Raw genomic sequence first — 20,290 nt, 5'->3', positions numbered from 1 at the left:
GTGGTCGGACCCGTTTTTTTGTTGCAGCGAACAGGGCATTAACCAGCAGGGCAAAAAAAAGTAAAAATAGAGCGATAGAAGGTCAAAATCCCGGCATGGTCAGCAGCAGATAATCCTTATAATTGAAAGCGGATTCATAAATCTGGTCTGAAAGGGGTATTCCATGCTGAGGAAAACCAAAACCACCGCCATGCTGTTGGCCAGCGCCGCACTGCTCTGGGGTTCGGTGCCCTGGAGTCCGGCGCCTTCGGCTGTAGCTGCGGCACCTGCCCGAACGATTGTTATCGATGGCAACGACGTAGACCCGCACAACAGGTTCAAAGGCTTCGGAACGGTAACCGCCAACAACACCTCCCGCTTGATGGTGGATTACAAGGATGAGCATCCGGAGGCGTATTGGGCCATCATGGACAAGTTGTTCAACCCTCTGACGGGAGCCGGACTGACGCACGTCAAGGTCGAGCTTGGTGCCGATGTCGACTCCTCCTCTGGCACCGAGCCTGCCACCATGCGCTATCCCGATGAACCCGCCAATGTGCTGCGCGGCGCGGGCTTCCAGTTCGCGGCCGATGCCAAGCGCATCAATCCCGCCATTACCACCGAGGTGCTGAGGTGGGGCGAGCCACGCTGGACATGGAACGGCGCGGCTACTCAGAACTACGAGCCCCGATATCAATGGTTCAAGCAGACGGTTGACGCAGTTTACGAGGAATATGGCTTCCGGCTCGACTACATCGGCATCTCGCAGAACGAGCGTGCCCAGAACAATGGACGCAATGAGCTGGAGTGGCTGAAGTATTTTACCTCCAAAATCAAGACCGAGCCGAACTACGAGACGGACTACAAACAGATCAAGCTCGTCGGCGGCGACGGCTACCGGGATACGCGGACCATCAGCCGCACCCTGCTGGACCACCCTGACCTCATCGATGAGATCGATGTGATCAGCACCCACTATGGCCTGACTGGCTCTACTGAGCTAGCCCAGCTGCAAGCCCGGCTGATCGCAGACGGCAAGAAGCCCAAGGAGATCTGGACCTCCGAAGGCATCGCACCGATGATCAACGCGCGTTACCGCATCAATATGGAACCGCACTACCTGGGGCTGGGAGGCCAGGCCGGCATTATCGACGTCACCTCCCGCATCATCTCCAACTATACCTGGACGGGAGCCGGTGACCTTCCGCTGCAGGCGGTTTCTTTTGACTTCCAGCCCTCTGTCGGGGCATTCTACCAGGGCTCCAATTACAGTCCGAAGCATCTGATCAACGCCTTCACGCCTTGGAACGGCTTCTATGAGGTGGACGGCGGCATTCAGGGCGTTCGTCATGTGATGAACTTCGTCGGTTACGACGATCCCGACACGGCTGAGAATGAACGCTGGATGTATGTGAAGGGTGCGACGTTCAGCGACGGCAGCTTTTTCGACGGGGGCGTGGATGTCGACACGAGTACGCATAATTACATGACGCTCAAGGATCCGGAGACTGACGATTATACGACAATCTATGCCAACAATACCCGGGAGACGCGCACGTACAGCATCGAGACGGTCAACCTCGGGGACAAAGAGCGCGCCCCACTCTATGTCTGGGAGACCAGAGGGCCGGATCCGGGCCAGGCCTATGACGCCAACTGGTTCAAGCGAATTAATCGGATCGTACCGGAAGACGGACGCTATACAATCGAGGTCAAGCCTTATTCGATCGTGACAGTGACAACACTGGACCGTGAATCGGAAATCGAAGGCTTCGCCGATCCTTATCCGGCCGTGGATCTTACCGGTGATACCATTCTGCCGCTGCCGTATACGGACGATTTTGACTACAAGGACTACCCGCTCGACGACCAGGGCAGAACCTATGTGGAACGCCGTGGCGGCACGCCGCGCTATACGACCGATCAACTCGGGGCTTTCGAGGTGGTGAAGGAAGCGACAAGGCCGCAATCGGCTGGCAGCGCCGTTCGTATCCCGCGGGACATCCCCGAAGCAGAGGAACGCGGCAACCTGCTGCAGCAAAAGATCACCCACGACATCATCGGCGCCGATTGGGCCGTCTGGGGCGGTACGGACGGCTCCGCATCGGGCAGCAACCCCCATACCAATCTTGGCGATTACCGCTGGGTGAACTACAAGGTATCCTACGACTTCCTGCTCGATGACCATACGCCTGCGGCCGCAGGCAGAAGCAACTATGCCCTGATCGGCTTGCGCCACGTCAAGGCTGGTGGCACAGATTCCCACGCGCCTTACAACGCCCGCATCTATGCGGACGGCAGATACGAAATTCTCAAATGGAACCAAATCATGGCTTCGGGGACCATTGCGGATTTTGACAAGACCGTATGGAACGAGATGTCTTTTGAGGCCAAAGGACGTGTGTTCACGCTTTATTTGAACGGTGATACTATCACTTCTTATACGGATGCTGACGGAACCGTCATGGCCGGCAGAGCCGTGATTGGGTCCGGCTATTACGAGACGCTGTTTGATCGTCTGCGCATTGAGCCCGTTGAGGGGTATCCGTACGCCTCGGAGAAGGTCGACAGCGCCCAGGGCAAGTATTACGACAGCGAGGAACAAGCGCTGATTCATGTGGATGCTGCCAATCCCATCGGCTACATCGGCGATTGGACGTACAGTCAGGTCGGCTATGCGTATCACAACCGCACACGCATGACCGCACGTACAGAAACTCCCGTCGCCAATGTCACTACGGTCGGCTACCGGGATGCATTTGCGGGCGAATCGGTCCAGACCATCGGTCCGATGGAGATCGTCAAGATTCGAGACGACGAGTCGCTCATTGGTGACGAGCCGGATACGGTCTATGCGTTCCGCAAGAATAATGTCTGGGGCTCGCAGAGCAGCAATGCCTGGGCCAATTTCAACGATGATCCTTACATCTGGATTAACTTCACAGGGACGGGGATCGCCTATCGCTCCGGGTCCACGGACCAGACCGCCTATCACTTCGAGCTGGACGGAGAGGATGTGGGTAGCCATACCGTGGACTCGTCGACAGGTATCCGTTATGCGGTGAACCAGCTTGCGTACGGTCCGCATACGCTAAAAGTATCGCTGGGCGACAACGAGAAACGGGAAGACTTCATGGATTTCCGTGGCGTAGACATCTACCGGCCGCTGGATGAGGTGCCGCTGCACCAAGTCGTTTACTCCGGTTCGTGGCAGTCCGGCCCAGCTGATGCCCAGGGTACAGAGGGTTCCTCCTTTGCCATGAATGTTGAGGGAAGTGAAATCCGGCTCCTCGGCATCACGGGTCCGGGACGCGGGTCGGCAGATATCTATCTAAATGGCGAGCGGGTCGGCGAAGCCAATTATCTGAACAACAGCGAGGTGCCACGGGTCGTCTGGTCTACGGAAGGACTGGCCGATGGCATCCATGAATTGAAGGTTGTCGCCAGGGAGGGCTCCATCAGCTTCCTGCGTGCAGAGATCACCTCCTCTGCACCCGTGATATCTGTCCGGCAGCTGGGCCCTAACGACATTGTGAAAATTCAGGATGACGAGTCGCTCATCGGCGATGAGACGAACACCGTCTATGCGTTCCGCAAGAACAATGTCTGGGGCTCCAACAATAGCAATGCCTGGGCCAATTTTAACGATGATCCATACCTTGTCATCCACTTCACCGGTACCGGTATCGATTACTTGGCAGGGACCGGCGAGCAGACCGCCTATCACTTCGAGCTTAATGGCGAGGATAGGGGCAATCATGTGGTGGACTCGGCTACGGGCGTGCGTTTCTCGGTACGCGACCTGGAGGAGAAGTCGCATACGCTCAAGGTATCCCGCAAGGATAACGAGATCAAGGAAACCTTCATGGACTACCGGGGCATTCGAATCTACAGCACCCCTAATCCGGACAGCAGCAACAGCAGCATGGTCTTTCGCTTCCAAGGCACCGGATTCCATCTGTTCGGAGCGACCCCTGAGGCTGTTCTAGACATCTATATTGATGGTGAGCTGCATGAACGCAATGCTCGAATTCCAAGCCGAGGCCCACGGGAAACCTCGTATGTGGTAAGCGGCTTGGCAGATGGTAGCCATACGGCCAAGGTGGTGGTCAAGGGAGGAACGTTCGAATTGGAAGGTCTGGATATTCTGACTCGTGATCCTGAGACGGGAACGAATCCAAACCCCAATCCTAATCCGAACCCCAATCCAAACCCTGGGCCGAATCCGACGCCGAGCCCTGATCCGGAGCAAGAACCGGAAGAGCAACCGACGCCAACACCAGCAGAACCTGGTCAGCTCATCGTGAAGAAAACAGCCTACGGGATTACAACTGGCACAGGTGCTGGCGGACGAACAGAGTGGACCTATACCGTCGACGGTAAGCAAGTAATCGCACAATTGGACGAACACACAAATAAAGTTGAACGGTTGACGTTCCTGTTGGAACGGTCGGTCAATGACATCGATGCCGTTGTACTCCCTGCTGATCTGATTCAGCGGTTCGCGGAGACCCATCCCGAAGCAGACGTGGAGCTGGTCTCGGCTGGCATCGTCTACCGCTTCCCGGCAGCAGCGCTCGGTCAGGCTGTGAGCGCAAGCAGTCCGAGTGATGAATCCGAATTGGCATTGCGGATTGTCCTGCAAGATCACGACGCTTCTTCACTAGTGGCCCTTGCAAGTGACGTTATCCATTCGCGTGTGATTTCTTTCCGTCTGTTTGCAGAGGCGGGAGACACGATCGTGGAGCTCAATGATCTGGAAGACTATGTACGTGTAGTGCTCCCCGTGTCCTCGGACAGCATTAATCCGTCGCGGGCATCCGTTCTGCAGGCGATAGATGGCGACTATCGCTTCACGCCAACTCGAGTCAGCAGCTCTGCAGCCACCTTCATGACGAGATCTGCGGGCACCTACGTCCTTGCCCAGCAGGAAGTCCGTTTCAACGATGTACCCGCCGGATTCTGGGCCAGGGAATACATCGAGAAGCTGGCGGCCAAGCATATTATGAAAGGTGATCCAGATGGCACAGCGCGAGCGCATGATTCCATCACGCGGGCAGAGCTCGCCGTGCTGCTCACGCGCAGCCTGGCTCTTCCGGCTACCGCGCCATACATCGGTCCATTCACCGATGTGAATGAGCAAGCATGGTATGCTCAGGAGCTAGCTGCCGCCCACCGTCACGACATCATCCGTGGTTTGGGCGATGGCCGGTTCGGACCGCAGCAGCCCGTCTCCCGTCAAGAGGCAGCCGTCATGATGGTACGCGCCTATGCGTTGGTCGGCTGGGATGCGTCAAGACTAGACACTGAGCGCACTCTCTCCCAGTTCACGGACAACGGCCACATCGCGAACTGGGCCGCAGACGCTGTGGAGCAGCTGCTCCAAGCGGATATTATCGGTGGACGTGAGGACGGTAGCTTCGATCCCGCAGCACCAATTACTCGCGCCGAAGCCGCCAAGATGCTCGAACGCAGCCTCGTCTTCACCGGGCTGATCGATTGAGCGCAGGTCATGAATAATCGGCGGACGTAGACAAAAATAACGATAACCGCTGCGCGTGACGATGCATGCGTCCCGCCACCGTTACCAGCACCCCGCACCAAAACCAAGCTGCTGCCCAAACTGGGTAGCAGCTTCTACACTTTCAACGCTACTTTTTAGCTCTACTCACGCCTCCTCTCTACTCCAGCACCTCCACAACTCCACTCCCTTACACTAGCCCCACATTGCTCCCACCCCGACTATTAGCTTTAATTGGCAAGTACAATGACCGATTGGCGAATGCTCTCCCCGTGCCCATAAGTAGGCGGACTTGCAAGGGAAGAATGGTGCGCTACTGCAGCGCGTGACCGGTTTCAGAGTAAATAGAGGAAGAAAGGTGTGTTACTGCGGGCGGTTGACGGAGATGCGAGCAAATAGAGGAACAAAGGTGCGCTACTGCAGGCGCGTGACGGGTTTGCGAGCAAATAGAGGAACAAAGTGCGCTACTGCGGGCGCGTGACGGGTTTGCGAGCAAATAGAGGAACAAAGGTGCACTACTGCGGGCGGCATGTATTCAAAAAAACCTCCATCCCGCTTAAGGGAGGAAGGTTGGCCGGGTTGGCCGGGGAGCCAGAGGTGCCAGGGTTCCGCAACTACCGGCTTCCCCGGGGCTGCCGGCGCCGAAATCAGTCGGGCCTTAAGCCCCTACTGTGCCTGTGTCCGATACTCGGCGGGCGTCATCCCGACGGCGGATTTAAATAGCTTGATGAAGTAGCTCTGGTTGTCGTAGCCCAGCGTTTCGCAGATTTTGCCCACCGGCGTTCCAATTCCCTTGAGCAGCTCTCGGGCCCGGTGCATCTTCATCCGCGTCACATATTCGATGAAGGTCTCGCCCGTCTCTTTCTTGAACAAGCGGCTAAAATAACTCGGATTCATGAAAAGGGATTCTGCGACTTCCTCCAGGGTGATCTTGCGATCCAAGTGCCTGGACACATACGCGCAGGCTTCAGCAATCTCTGTGCGCTTGGTGGTGCTGCCCGCATAGTGGTCCGCCGCGATGATCGACAGGCAATGAGCGATCATCCATTCCTGCAACTCGATAAGTGTGTCATGGGTCAGCGCCTCATTGGGCATGAGGTCGAATTCGGCAGCGGGCCGGTAGTTCAAGACGGATTGGAGCTTCAGCCGCAGATCCAGCAGCACCTTCAACACCCAATCCCGAACAATGGCGGGATCCACTTGATGCTGCCGGGCCCCCTCCAGCCAGCTATGAATGACCAGCGGCAGCTCTGCGACCCGCTTGCCCAGGATCAACTGCCGCAGCTCATCACCCGCCTGCCCGAAATTCGCGAACAAATCATAGTCTCCGCCTTTGTGCGCCTTATGCGTCAGAATAGATCCGTATGACCGGTAAAAGCGTATGACAGCCTCTTGTTTAATCTCCGCTATCGCTGCCTTGATGCCCGCCGGGTCGCTGCAGCTCCGGCCCATAATAAATGAGACTGACAGCTTCAAGCTGCCTACCGCCGATTGCAGCAGCTTCAGCAGGACGGCAGCGGCTTCGTAGCCGTTCACCTTGAGTCCGCCCTGGAACGCTGCCAGCACCACGATTTCCCTGGCGTCGTAAGGAAAATGGACCGCCTGCACCACTGAATCCCGGAGCGTTTCCTCCAGCACATTATCTACCGCGAACCGCAGCACTTCGTCGGATTGGAACCGCAGCCTGGCAGACTTGGCATCGTCCACAACGCCCAGGATCGGGATAACGGTCGTCCCGCGCGCAAGCGGCAGTCCGAAGCCCTCCAGCTCCTGCTGCCATTTATCAGCATCCCACAGCGGCTGTTCCAGCGTCATCCGGAGGAATTTCTCCTTCATGAGGGAGCGGTTGCGATCCATCAGCCATTCCATCCGCAGCTGCCGGGAACGCAACGCTTCTTTTTCATCCAGGTCGGCAATGAATGCGGAGAGCAGCTTCGTCATATCGCTGGGGTCCAGCGTATCCTTCAGCAGATAATCCTGTACTTGCAGCTTCACCGCCTTGCGCGCATAGTCGAACTCATCGTGGCAGGACAGGATGGCAACGCACAGCTCTGGATGCAGCTGCTTCAGCTGCGCGATCAGCTCCAGACCGTCCATCTGCGGCATTCCGATATCCGTAACGAGAATATCCGGCATTTGCTGACGGGCCGCAGCCAGTGCATCTGCCCCGTTCTGATGCAGGCCGATCACCTGTAGCCCCAGACTATCCCAATCAACCGCATAATGAATCAAATCCAGCACCGGATAATCATCATCCACCAGCATGACTGTATACATCGTTCTCTTCCACCTCCGCCTTGGGGATGCTCATCGTAATGGTTGTGCCTTTACCTGGATGACTGACCGCCTGCACACCAAATTCCTCCCCGTATGCTAGACGCATACGCTCACATACGTTTGCCACACCGATCCCGGAGAAACGTCCGCTCGTCTGATCCGGGGGCTCTGGCCGCTCGCCGCGCCAAGCCAGCTTGTCCTGTAGCGTCTGGAGTGTAGACTCATCCATGCCTTGTCCGTTATCCCTGACAGCTATGATACATCTCCTCTTCTCGGAAACGGCTGTGATGGCGATGATGCCAACTCTCTGATGCAAGCCATGAATAATCGCATTTTCAATCAACGGCTGTATAAAAAAACGCGGGACCGGCAGCATCAACACTTCCGGCGAGATGTCGAGTGCCAGCTCCGTCTCCTCCTTCTGCCGCATGTTCATCAGCTTGACGTAAGCCGCCGCCATAGACAACTCCTCGTGCAGCGGAATCATGCCTTTGTCCTGAATAATTGTCATACGCAGCAGCTTGGACAAGGAACTGATCATCTCTGCGCTGTCCATATCCCCCTTGCGCATCACCTTCATGCGTATGGAGTTGAGGACGTTAAACAGAAAATGCGGATTGATCTGCGCCTGCAGCATGGCCAGCTCGGCCTTGCGCTTACGGCTCTGGGTCCGCATCACCTCCGCGAGCATCTCTTTGATATGCTCCAGCATGAGGTCGAAGGAAGAGCCGAGATAGCCGATCTCGTCATGGCCACGGATATGGGAGCGCACCTCCAGATTGCCCCGCTGTACCGTTTCGGCTACCTTCCCCAGCCGCACAAGCGGCCGGGTGAAGCTCCCTAGCAGATAGAGAAACAGCAGCAGGAACACCACAAACGAGACAAGCTGCAAGACAGCAATCCGGTTGAAAATCGCATTCAGTTGAAAGACAGCAGCCTTGTAAGGCGTCAACGACACCAGCTCCCATCCGGTCACGGTATGCGGCTGACGAGTCAGAATGGCGCTGCCCTCTTCCAGCTCCACGATCTCGGAGACCGGGGCGGCCGAGCCGCTGGGCGTGAACGTCTGCCCAATTCGTTCCCCGTTCAGATGGGACAGAATGCGGCCTTCTCCGTCGAGCAGCATCGTCTCCTGCCCCTCCGCCAAGCGATTAAAAATGGTGCTCACCTGTCTCTCCATAATGGTCACCACAACATAACCATACGGGGTAATACCCGAGCGCAGCGTGCGCGCCATCGAAATTTGATATGGACTGCTTCGCCGGTCATTGGGAAAAACAGTCGGTGAAGTGCCCAACCACAACGATTGGACCCCTTTGAGCTGATTCAGATCTTCAAACCAAGGCTCCTGCCGGAGATTATTAGGTGCATACTCGTCGGTTGAATAATTGGTAAAGGTGCTGCCATCTGTGAGCAAGATCGTCACATAGGCCTTGTCACCGTAGACCGTCATATGCTCAATCTTGTTGATGATCCGCATCCAGTCGGTGTACTTCTCGTATTCGGCATTTGCCCCTTCATACAGCTTGCCTGCGGCAATTTCCTTGAGCACTCTGCTCATCTCCGAGTCATGCTGCACCGTGTTGACGATATAGAGCATATAGTCCAGCAGATTGGATACATAACCCTCCACCAGCTGGAGCTTCTGCCGGGATTGGGTCATGGCTTCCTCTTTGACCGCGTCCTTGGTCAGCATATTATAGAGCGCCAAAGTAATGAAAGCGGGTACAAGAAGACAGACCACCGAAGTGATCATCAGCCGGAAACGGAATGATCTGGACCAGTGCCAAGGCTTCACAGACATAACTGTCCTCCCGCTGCGGAATTCGGCTGGGCCGTGGCGAACGCAAAGAGGTGCAGCCATATCCGCACCTCTTGCTCATTCTACCCTCTAGTATAGCTTATTATGGGTTGGCATCAATGATCTTTTGGACCCGATCTTCCAGCGCCGCGATGGTCGCATCCACATCCTGCTGACCGAAGATCAGCTTCTCGTACTCTTCATTAATGACCTTGTAAATTTCGGATTGATAGGTGACCGGAGGGATAATGCGGGAGGACTTCGCCCCTGCCAATGTACTGACCAGTGAAGCCTTATCGACCTTCTCCGGGGTCTGTGTACCGCTGAGGATAATATCGATCAGCTCTTCCAGCTGGGAATCCTCCACGCCATTCCAAGCCGGGACGTTTTTGGCCTGAGCGATCTGTCCCTCTGTCGTATACCAGCGTACAAACGTGTAAGCCGCTTCTTTGTTCTTGGACGATTGTGCAACCGATACATAATCGGTCGTTACCATTGTATAGCCGCCTTCATCGCTGGCGTTGTTTTTTGGAATGGGGGCCACAGCAACTTCGAAGTTGAGCGGGAACTGCTCGGTGCCGCCAATCTCGGTGTTCATCCAGCTGCCGATCATAATCATGCTAACCGACTGGTTGAAGAACTGGTTGCGGTAGTGCAGCTTCTGCGACATCATGTCGGTATAAGGCGTCGCCGATTGGTCTTCCTTCTCCATCTGCATCCGCAGCTCCAGTGTCTTGCGGAAGCCAGGGTTGCTGAAGTTCATCGATCCGTCTGCCTTCAGGAATTCCGTGTCATCGGGCTGATTGGCCAAGGCCAGCTTCATGTATTCCATCCAGCCGCCGTTTTGCGGACCGTGGAAATAAGTACCGTACCGCTTGCCAGCACCGTCACCGCTCGTCAGTGCTGCCGCATAGCTGGTGAAGTCATCCCATGTCCAGTCCGTTGGCACATCAAGCCCGGCTTCGTCCAGATGCGTTTTGTTGAGCAGCACATACCAAGGATTGAACTTGCCAGGCAGCGCATAGATCTGACCGTCGAGCGTCGTGTCGACCTTGTACTCCTCGGTCAATGTGTAGCCTTCCGCCTGAATGAACTCATCCAGCGGCGCCACCATACCCAGTCCGACGCGCTGCGCATAGCTGGCCGGGTCACTGAACATGAGGACGTCCATCGCTTCGCTGGAGGAGGCAGCCAGGTCCAGCTTCTGGAGCGCTTCCTGGGTATCCCCTTTTTCGCTCAGAATGTTGACGTTGACCTTAATGGACGGATATTGCTCTTGGAAGGCCGCTATGGTCTGCTGCCAGTTGTAGTTGGCTTCATTACCGAATGTATGGAGTTGGATGGTGACCTCTTCCTCCTCAGCTTCTGGAGCTGCATCTGGCGTATTGTTGCCCGCTCCGTTGTTGGCCGGTGGGTTCGATCCCCCTGTACCCGTTTGGTTGTTGCCGCTGGAGCAGGCGCTCAGCACCAGAATCAGTGCCAAGGCCAGCATAACCAGTGCGTGTGTACGTTTTACCATTTCTAACCCCTCCTCATTGTATAGGCGAGAACCCCGGACAACGAACCGCTTGCTGCGGTTGAATCCGCTTTCTTGATTTCTATTGTATCAAGCTTTTTCTGTCGCTCATGCCGCAATCTTTACTTCCTTTGCTGTGATTTTGACTTTTGTCCTAACCTTTGACCCCGCCGAGGGCAATCCCTTCAATAACACTCTTCTGACCAATGATGAAGACGATCAGCAGGGGCAGAATGGCCGAAACCGCGGCAGCCATCATTAGGGAATAGAACTCACCGTTAATGGTGGTGAACTTTTGCATCGCCAATTGAATGGTATACAGGCCGTCTGTTCGCAGGAAAATCAGCGGATTCTGGTAGTCGTTCCACGTCCAGATGAAGCGAAGAATCGCATAGGTGGCGATGGCCGGACGCACCAGCGGGAAGGCAATCTGCCAGAAAATCCGGGCATGGCCGGCCCCGTCGATTTTGGCGGATTCAATAAACTCGGTGTGGATTCCCATGAAAAACTGCCGCAGCATGAACGTCCCCAATACACTGAAGCAGCTCAGGAGGATTAAGCCTGTGTGACTGTCGAACAGACCGATGAACCGGTAGAGAATGAATTGCGGCACCAGGATGGCCTGCTGCGGAATCATGTATGTGGCGAGAACGATCAGAAACAGGTACCCGCTCGCTTTGAACTGGATTTTGGAAAAGCCGTACGCAGCCAGAGCCGATACGCCTGCTGAGATCAGCGTCGTCAGCACGGTCACTTTGACCGTATTCCAATAGTAGATATAGAACGGGAACTGGCCGACCCAGACTTCCTTGTAGTTGTTGATGATGTTCCATTGGGTGGGCAGCCACTGAATCGGATAAACGAACACCTCGGCTTCGATCTTGAATGAGGTGGACAGCATCCAGATGAAGGGCATCAGGAATAGGATGCTCATCCCCAGCATCAGGACCGTGATGATGGTTTTGCGTAAATTAATGGTGCGCAGGGCGGTCATGCCGCTCCCCTCCTCTCTTGGTGGCTAGTAATTCACCCATTTCTTCTGGCCGATCCATTGCAGGAGCGTGATGAAGAGGACGCAGAAGAACAAGACGACTGCCATGGATGAGGCGTAACCGATTCTCAGATTGACGAAGGCGGTATCGTAGAGATGCCACACGATCATGGACGTCGAGTTGAGCGGTCCGCCCTTGGTCAGCACGGCGATCAGGTCGAATACCTTGAAGGTCGAGATGATACCGGTAATCAGCAGGAAAAAGGTTGTTGACGACAGCTGTGGGAAGGTGATGCTTTTGAATTTGGCCCAGGTGCCTGCGCCATCAATCTCCGCCGCTTCGTACAAATCCCGCGGGATCGACTGCAGCCCTGCGATATAGACGATCATATTGAAGCCAATGGAAATCCAGATCGAGATCATCATCAGCGACACGAGGGCATACTGCGGATCTGCAATCCACTTGGGGGGATCGTCCCAGCCCAGCGACATGAGCACCTGATTGACCGGTCCAGCCGACGGGTGGAACAGGACCTGCCAGACGATGGCCACGGCTACGATGCTGGAGATGTAAGGCATGAAATAGGCGACTTTGAAATAACTCTTCATATAGACATGCTTGTCAATCAGAATCGCCAGCAGCATGGAGATGGCCAGGTAAATTGGTACGGCCAGAAGAAACAGCGCGTTGTTGCGCAGCGACTTCAGAAAAGCCTCGTCCTGGAACAGCCGGTTGAAATTGTCGAGGCCCACCCACTTGATGTCCTTCAGTCCCGCCACGAAATTCCAGTCGGCCAAGGACAGAAAAAAGGTCGCCAGAATCGGAATCAGCGTTAATACTGTCACGCCGATCAGCATTGGACCGATGAACAAAAAGCCGGACAAGGTTTCTTTTCTCTGGAGCGTACTGGTCTTGCGCTTCGGCCGGACGGTCGGTGCCGGAGCCGGCGGTTGTGTCTGCATCGTGCTCACCTCGCAACTTAGTTCATACTCGTATTATAGGGAGCTAGACGCGTCGTTTCGTACCACTATTTTGATCGGCTATGCCGCTATTTTTACCTTTTGTGACTTCTAACGTTGACAATGAACAGAAAAAGAGGCTGTCCAAACGTCAGTTCACTGACATCTGAACAACCCCATCCCTTGCTTTACGATATGTTTTACAACAAATGCATCTTCCCCTCCGCCTCGTCCCACGGGACGGCATAGCCTGCGCCCTTGGCACAGAAGATGGAGGTGGAGGTGTATAGCGGATCGGCGTCCTTGCGGTACGCTTTGCGTTCGATGACCTCTTGCTCGTTGTGGCAGCGGTCGTAGCCGGCAAACACAAGCTGCAGCGTGCCTTTGCCTCCGGTATAGGAAGCCAGCTCTGTGCTGTATCCCATGAACGTTGCCACGGGCACGAGGCCTCTCACGATGGCATGCGTATCCGTCGTCTCTGGCGGATCGAAGCGGCCCGATGCCCGCTGAATATCCGACATCACCTTGCCCAGATGGTCCAGCTCGGTCCGGATTTTGAACCGATAGTACGGCTCCAGCAGCACATTGTCTGCCTTCTCCAGCCCTTGCCGGAGCGCCCGGAACGTCGCTTCGCGAAAATCACCGCCATGTGTGTACTCCTTGTGCCCGGCTCCCCGGACCAGCGTCACCTGGATATCGGTCAGCGGCATCCCTGTCAGTAATCCATGGTGGTCCCGCTCCTGCAGATGGGTCTCCACCAGCCGCTGGTGAGCCACGCTCATTTGATGGACATGGCACTCGCTGCGGAAGGTGATGCCCCTCCCCCGCTCGCCAGGCTCCAGCTGCAGATGGACCTCGGCATAATGCCGGAGCGGCTCGAAGTGACCGTAGCCCATCACAGGAGCTGCAATGGTCTCCTTGTACAGAATCTCGGGCGGGCCAAACTCCACGCTGAACCCGAATCGGTCGCCCACCAGCTGCTGCAGTACCTCCAGTTGAATAAGGCCCATCACATGAATATGGATTTCCTGCAGCTCTTCTTCCCATACGACATCCAGCGATGGGTCCTCGGCCCCCAGAATGCGGAACGCGCCAAGAACGTCCTTCACCGGCAGAGCGCTATCATAAATCACCTTGGATGTCAGCGTTGGCACCAAATCATAGCTTAGCCGGTCCTCACACGTCCCCAATCCCTGCCCGGCCTCGGCTGCTGATAGGCCAATAACTGCACACAGCTCTCCCGCAGCTGCCTCCTCAATGGGCTGCGACTTGCGCCCGTTGATGCGCAGCAGCCGCGTCGCCTTCTCATAGATCGGCTCCTCCGCTCCGGGGTAGCTGAGTTCGTCCCGTACCCGCAGCGTGCCGCTCAGCACCTTGATGTAGGTCTGGCGGACCCCTTGCTCATCGTGACGGATCTTGTAGATTCGGGCGCCAAAGGCAGCCTTCGCATCGTAGGCCGTTGCGGTGAGCTGATGCAGCTGCTCCAGAAACTCGGCGATCCCTGTATCCTGCAGCGCCGAACCGCTAGCGACCGGGAACACCCGGTGCTCCCGGATCAGCCCGCCCAGTGCTTCCCGCCAGTAGGCCGCGTCACCTTCGCCTGCCATATAGGCTTCCAGATGCGTCTCGTCCCGCTCTGCGATCTGCTCAATCAGCGCTGCCGATGCTGCTCCATCCGTCCAGTCGCCGGTCAGCATTACAGCATCCCCCGTCAGCTGCGTGTGGATTTCCTCCACTACACGTGCAGCGTCAGCACCGGTGCGGTCGATTTTATTAATGAAGAAAAAGGTCGGGACCCGATGCTTGTGCAGCAGCTGCCAGACTGTCTCGGTATGTCCCTGCACACCCTCCACGGCGCTGACAATCAGGACAGCATAGTCCATCACTTGCACCGCGCGCTCCATCTCCGGCGAAAAATCGACGTGACCCGGCGTATCAATCAGGTGATACGTCTCCCCCTGATACGACAATACGGCCTGGTCCGCGAACACCGTAATGCCCCGCGCCCGCTCAATCTCATGACTGTCCAGGAAGGCATCGCGGTGGTCCACTCTTCCCCGCTCCCGGATGCTCTGGGTGTGGTATAACAGCTGCTCGGCAAACGTCGTCTTGCCCGCATCGACATGCGCGAACAGGCCTAATGTAATTGGGCTCATTGCAATTACCATCCTCCGATCCACTTCAATGCCTGATCAGTATAGCACAGGTTCGGGGGACAGTGGGGTTACGGATCGTTCTTACGATCGCTGTTGTTCCCAGATTTCTTTATTTTGGACCCCCTCATGGGGGGGAAATCCGGGAACAAAGGCGAGCGCTACGCAGCTTATGCTCCCGAAGTCGCTTTCTTGCAGAAAGCGTTGACCAGAATCGATCCGTACCCTTGGATAAGATTGCAGTAAGCCGAAATCTACATTAGATAATGTCCTTCTTTAACGGACAATCCCTTCGATATCCTCCTCGGTCAGTGCTCGGTTGAAGACGGCGAGTCCGCCTAGCAGGCCACTGTAGAAGTTGCCGGGGACGCCAGAGCGATTGACCGCCGCCACTGTGAAATCCGCGCCGTCTGTGCCGCCATCAAACAGCCCGCCCTCGTAGGCAAACGGGTTCCACTGCTCCCGCTCATCGAGCTTGCCGTCCAGGTAACAACGCGCCGTCTGCCCGTCATACGTGAAAGCGATGGCGTGCCACTCCCCCTTCACAACCGGTGAATTCCCGATTGCCGAGGACATGCAGTATTTGTAGCCAGGGGTTGGTCCCCCCTCTCCGGAAACATGGCCGCACACCTGATCTTGGCTATCCCAGATCTTGAGATCCAGGAACAGACAATACTGGCGCTTCTTGCGCGTCTCATCCCACATGCCAGCGACCGCCTGACATTCCGGTGTATCGCGTTGCTCCCTCTTCACCCAAGCCGCAACGGTGAGCTGCGCATTCGCTCCGCCTATATTCAGCGCGGGCGCGGCCGCTCTCGGCAAGTTGAACCACTGACCAAAGGCAATATCCGCTGCATAAGGGCCCAGTACACCCTCCGCCGCCCGCGACACAGGTCCGCTCTGCTCCTGCAGGGCATAGGGATAGGGCCCCTTGGCTACCCGCGGCTGCCCCGCCTCCTCCTGAAAATCCCACACGCTAATCAGGCCCGGGTGGGCCAGCAGCACTTGCAATCGTTCCTGTTGGCTGTTCATGACGGCATCTCTCCTTTTCTTATGACAAGTATACGTTTACGGCCTTGCCGGAAGCTTCACGCCGCTCTTCAGCTCACGCTGACAGGCCGACGGCGGATACCCCATCCAACGTCGGAACGCTCGGTTGAAATGAGACGGATCACTATAGCCCAAATAGGCGGACACCTCCGCGATCGTCATGCGAGTGTTGAGAATCAAGTCCCGGGCCGCATGGATGCGAACCTGATGCAAATAAGCAATCGGCGATGTACCGGTCAATTCGGTGAACAGATGCGTGACATAATTCGGTGCCCGGTCCACCAGCGCAGCGAGGTCGGCGATACGGAGCGGCTCCCGGTAATGAACAGCGATATACGCTTGCATCTCTCGAATCAATCGCAGCTTCACGGAGGCCACGTTCATCTGCTGTCTATCCTCGGCGAACATGCCCGCCAGCTCCATAGCAATGCCGTTGCACAGGATCGGCGCGTAAGGCCGCTGCTCGAACCAGTGCCGTGCCAGCACGCCAAAGCGTTGACGAATGTATTCGAATTGTCGTGTCTTGATTTTGCAGGGTCCCGCTGGCCCCGAGAGCTGCAAGGCCAACTGCGGCGTGGCATGAAAATGGATCGAATACTTGCGGTGCGGGCCGTCCGGGCTGTTCCTGCCGGATCGCCGCACCCCTTGCGGCAGATAGAGCAGTTCGCCCTTCTCCACCTTATACGGCACCCCCTCCACCTCATAGAGGACGCTTCCCTCCATGACCGCAATGAGCATCGCCGTCAGGGTCGGCGCTTCTTCCTTGGACCATTGCTCATCCATGTCATCGAGGTACACCGAGATCAGCTCCAGCATCTCCTTCCCCTCCCCTCTTTTGCTCCATTATAGCTTAGAATCGTTCAGATTATCATTGTTTCAACAATGGTTTTCAGGTACAAGAAAGCGCTACAATTTAGATAGAAAGGAGTGACGGTCATGGCCGTTCATCGCGTTGCCAGAACAGAAGACATTCCTGAGAACACCCATCTGATCGTGGAGGTGGATAACCGCTCCATCGGCGTCTATAACGTCAAAGGCCAGTATTATGCGATCCATAATCGCTGCCCGCATCAGGGCGCAGAATTGTGCAAGGGTACACGCTGCGGGACTACCCTGGATTCCGAGGTGTACCAGTTCATCTACGGCCGGGATCAGGAGATTGTCCGGTGCCCCTGGCATGGCTGGGAATTCGATATCAAGACGGGACGCTCACTGTTCAATGAAAAGATTCGGACGCGTAGCTATCCGGTCCTCGTGGAGGACGGATTCATCGGCATCGTGCTCGCTCATTAAGAAGGAGGTTCATACGCATGACAGAAGCACAAGAGAAGCTCACCATCATCGATTGCGACGTCCATCCGCAGCTCCGCAGCGGTGCCGACCTGCTCCCCTACCTGGATGAGCCGTGGCGCAGCCAGGCCGCCCGCGCCGGCTTGCCCGGCGCCGGCCTGCCGTACGCCTCGCCCATCGGCAACAAGCGCAAGGATGCGGACCCGCCGAGCGGTCTGCCTGTCGGCTCGGACCCCGCTTATATGCTGGAGCATTATGTCCTGCCCTTCCAGGTCGAGTATGCCCTGCTGTGCTCGGATTCCATCATCGGAGTCTCTGGTTTCGCCGATGCGGATTACGCTGCAGCCGTCTGCAAGGCCTACAATGACTACCAGATCGCCGAGTGGCTGCCCCGCAGCGACAGGTTCAAGGGATACCTCTGCGTCGCCACCCAGGATCCGTACCAGGCCGCAGCCGAGATTGACCGCGTCGGTCCTCATCCCGATATCGTGGGCGTCAGCGTCACCGGCGGCTCCCGGATGCCCTACGGTCAACGGTTTTTCCATCCAATCTACGAAGCCTGTCAACGCCACGGACTGCCGCTAGTCATTCACCCTGGCGCAGAGGGCGGCGGCATCTTCAACCCGCCAACGGCAGCCGGCTATGTGTCGAACTATCTACAATGGCATACGTGCCTGCCCCAGACCTTCATGGCGCATCTGGTCAGCTTCGTCTGCGAAGGCGTATTCGAGAAATATCCCGGATTCCGCGTCGTGCTCTGTGAAGGCGGTGTCGCCTGGCTGCCCCCGCTGCTGTGGCGGCTCGACAAAAACTTCAAGGCGCTTCGCGCATCCACCCCCTGGCTGAAACGAATGCCAAGCGAATATGTGCGGGACCATTGTTTCCTGACCACGCAGCCCATCGAAGAGCCTGACCAGCCCCGGCATCTGGACGCCATGTTCGAGATGTTCGACGCTGAGAACATGCTGCTGTTCTCCAGCGATTATCCGCACTGGGACTTCGATGATCCGACCCGGATTTTGACACGCCTCTCCCCGGAGAAGAAACGCAAAGTGTTCCGCGATAACGCCCGCCAGCTGTTTGGGCTTGTCTGAGAGCTGGGATGACACGCGGGCTCTTGAAACTGCCACTTAATAAATCGACCTCCGCTGGACAACGTCCAGGGAGGTCGGCCACGCGGTTACAACGGACGGCTGGGCTTGCGCTCATTAGAGCGAACCGCTTGGCAATCAGAGTGCAAATGTTCAGTCCTTGGTCGTATACCATTCATTCATGGCATCGATCGCGGATTTCCCGCCACGGGCGTTGAATTCTTCGACAAAGCGGTCGAACTCATCCAGACTGCGGGTGCCCATGATGAACTTCACCGCATTCTCGTCCTTGAACGATTGGAGCTCATTGAATTTGTTGCTCCACTCATCGATAGGCGGAGCGTAGAAGGTTTCCTCACGCACCATCTCATAGCCCGTAAGCTGGTCATGATACGGCGTGAATCCTTTGCTCTCCAGCCGGGCTTCATAGTTCTCCTGCGTGTCTGCCAGTTGATACAGAATGCGCCATGGAATCTGGGCCATCTGTTCATCGCTCGACACCGGCTTCCCGTTCTCCATCGCATGGTCCCTGCCTTCAACGCCCCAATCCTGGGTGAACAGCGCTTCCTCCGTAGCAAAATAGTCCATGACACGAATCGCGCCTTCCGGGTTCTTCGCACCCTGCGGGATCACATGGTAGCCACCAAACGGATTCGACTCGATGATTCCGCGCTCGCCTTCCGGACCGGCAGGCAGCCCCAGGTAATGCATCTCTACGCCCTCTCGCTTGCTGGAGAGATTCTCATAGGTCGTCTTGGCGTCCCACCACGCCATCGTGGCGAAGGCCGCTTGCTCGCCGATCAGTTTTTCTTTCATATTGGAACCCTTGTTCAGCGCGAACTCCTGATCCATCAGGCCCTCGTTGTACAGCTTGTTCATAAACGTCAGGAACGCTTTGTATTCCGGCTCCGTCCAGGAAAAAGCGAGCTTGCCCTCCCGTTCGACAGTAATCGTCGATACACCGAATGCACCGGCAATCGGGGCTGCTGAGCCGTCCAATTCACCTGGCGTCGAGGCTGCAAGGGTGAACGGCGTCATGCCGAATGTGTCTTTGATGGCGCTCAGCACCGCATACAGCTCATCCAGCGTTTCCGGGGCTTCCATGTTCAGCTCCTTCAGCAAATCCGTGCGACCATAGATGCCGTTCGTGAATTTGACCGTATTGCGGAACGGCAAGGCATAGGTCACACCGTCCACCTGCACGCTGCTCAGCAGCTCCTCGGACACCGTATTTTTGTAATTCGGGAGATCGTCCAGGTACTCGTCGAGCGGCAAGAAATTCCCTTGCGCTGCTAGCTTGAAGTAATCCGCCCTGCTGCCAATCTTCATCATATCCGGCACATCGCCAGATGCCAGAATGAGGGCAATTTTCTGCGAGGGCTCATCCTTGGGCAGCAGCTCAATGGTGAAATCCAGCCCTGATTTTTCTTTATGCCAATCCAGAATGTGATTGTTATTCAGATCCGAGCCGGATGGGAATTGATCCGCTGCCGGATTGTAATTCATCAGAATGGTCGTAGGCCCGCCGCTTGCTCCGTTGCCTGCCCCCTCACCGCCTGCTCCCGAAGCACCGGTTTGCCCGCCCCCGCCATTGCCCCCTGAGCATCCGCTCAGGACGAGTAGCAAGGCCATCCCTGTCAGTACTGTTTTCTTCATATGTG

Annotated in this window: 12 protein-coding genes; 3 read left to right on the top strand and 9 right to left on the bottom strand. The window is 56.4% G+C overall.

Going from position 1 to position 20,290, the window contains the following annotated elements:
- Positions 1–163: 163 nt before the first annotated feature.
- Positions 164–5,482: an S-layer homology domain-containing protein gene (locus F556_RS39090; protein WP_020619322.1), complete on the top strand. Its 5,319-nt coding sequence runs from the start codon at positions 164–166 to the stop codon at positions 5,480–5,482.
- A gap of 684 nt (positions 5,483–6,166) precedes the next feature.
- Here F556_RS39090 and F556_RS0122835 read toward each other — a convergent pair.
- From F556_RS0122835 to F556_RS0122800, 8 genes are all read right to left on the bottom strand, one after another.
- Positions 6,167–7,777, bottom strand: a complete 1,611-nt coding sequence (locus F556_RS0122835; RefSeq protein WP_020619321.1) for an AraC family transcriptional regulator — start codon at positions 7,775–7,777, stop codon at positions 6,167–6,169.
- The gene (locus tag F556_RS0122830) at positions 7,752–9,581 is read right to left on the bottom strand and encodes a cache domain-containing sensor histidine kinase (RefSeq protein WP_020619320.1); all 1,830 of its coding nucleotides are present in this window, start codon (positions 9,579–9,581) and stop codon (positions 7,752–7,754) included. The genes F556_RS0122835 and F556_RS0122830 overlap by 26 nt, the downstream gene beginning before the upstream one ends.
- A gap of 100 nt (positions 9,582–9,681) precedes the next feature.
- Complete coding sequence (locus F556_RS0122825) at positions 9,682–11,097, bottom strand: ABC transporter substrate-binding protein (protein ID WP_020619319.1); 1,416 nt, start codon at positions 11,095–11,097, stop codon at positions 9,682–9,684.
- Between the two features lie 151 nt (positions 11,098–11,248).
- The gene (locus tag F556_RS0122820) at positions 11,249–12,088 is read right to left on the bottom strand and encodes a carbohydrate ABC transporter permease (RefSeq protein WP_020619318.1); all 840 of its coding nucleotides are present in this window, start codon (positions 12,086–12,088) and stop codon (positions 11,249–11,251) included.
- 24 nt (positions 12,089–12,112) lie between these two features.
- Positions 12,113–13,048, bottom strand: coding sequence for a carbohydrate ABC transporter permease (locus F556_RS0122815; RefSeq protein ID WP_020619317.1), 936 nt, complete (start codon positions 13,046–13,048; stop codon positions 12,113–12,115).
- A gap of 197 nt (positions 13,049–13,245) precedes the next feature.
- Positions 13,246–15,201 carry an elongation factor G gene (locus F556_RS0122810; protein WP_020619316.1) on the bottom strand — a complete coding sequence of 652 codons (1,956 nt, stop codon included), beginning with the start codon at positions 15,199–15,201 and terminating at the stop codon, positions 13,246–13,248.
- 273 nt (positions 15,202–15,474) lie between these two features.
- A complete protein-coding gene (locus F556_RS0122805) occupies positions 15,475–16,230 on the bottom strand; it encodes a LamG domain-containing protein (RefSeq protein WP_020619315.1) in 756 nt (251 codons plus the stop codon).
- 36 nt (positions 16,231–16,266) lie between these two features.
- The gene (locus tag F556_RS0122800) at positions 16,267–17,064 is read right to left on the bottom strand and encodes a helix-turn-helix domain-containing protein (protein WP_020619314.1); all 798 of its coding nucleotides are present in this window, start codon (positions 17,062–17,064) and stop codon (positions 16,267–16,269) included.
- Between the two features lie 120 nt (positions 17,065–17,184).
- Between F556_RS0122800 and F556_RS0122795 the strand changes: the two genes are divergently transcribed.
- Together F556_RS0122795 and F556_RS0122790 are read left to right on the top strand one after the other, a co-directional pair.
- The gene (locus F556_RS0122795; protein WP_020619313.1) at positions 17,185–17,541 is read left to right on the top strand and encodes a Rieske (2Fe-2S) protein; all 357 of its coding nucleotides are present in this window, start codon (positions 17,185–17,187) and stop codon (positions 17,539–17,541) included.
- Between the two features lie 17 nt (positions 17,542–17,558).
- Positions 17,559–18,632, top strand: a complete 1,074-nt coding sequence (locus F556_RS0122790) for an amidohydrolase family protein (RefSeq protein WP_020619312.1) — start codon at positions 17,559–17,561, stop codon at positions 18,630–18,632.
- 150 nt (positions 18,633–18,782) lie between these two features.
- On the opposite strand, the gene F556_RS0122785 is transcribed toward F556_RS0122790, so the two are convergent.
- Positions 18,783–20,285, bottom strand: a complete 1,503-nt coding sequence (locus F556_RS0122785; RefSeq protein ID WP_020619311.1) for an extracellular solute-binding protein — start codon at positions 20,283–20,285, stop codon at positions 18,783–18,785.
- Positions 20,286–20,290 lie beyond the last annotated feature (5 nt).

This window comes from Paenibacillus daejeonensis DSM 15491 (genome assembly GCF_000378385.1).
GTDB lineage: Bacteria > Bacillota > Bacilli > Paenibacillales > Paenibacillaceae > Paenibacillus_D > Paenibacillus_D daejeonensis.
Note: the sequence above shows the minus strand (reverse complement) of the source record. Positions and strands in the feature narration are given on the sequence as shown.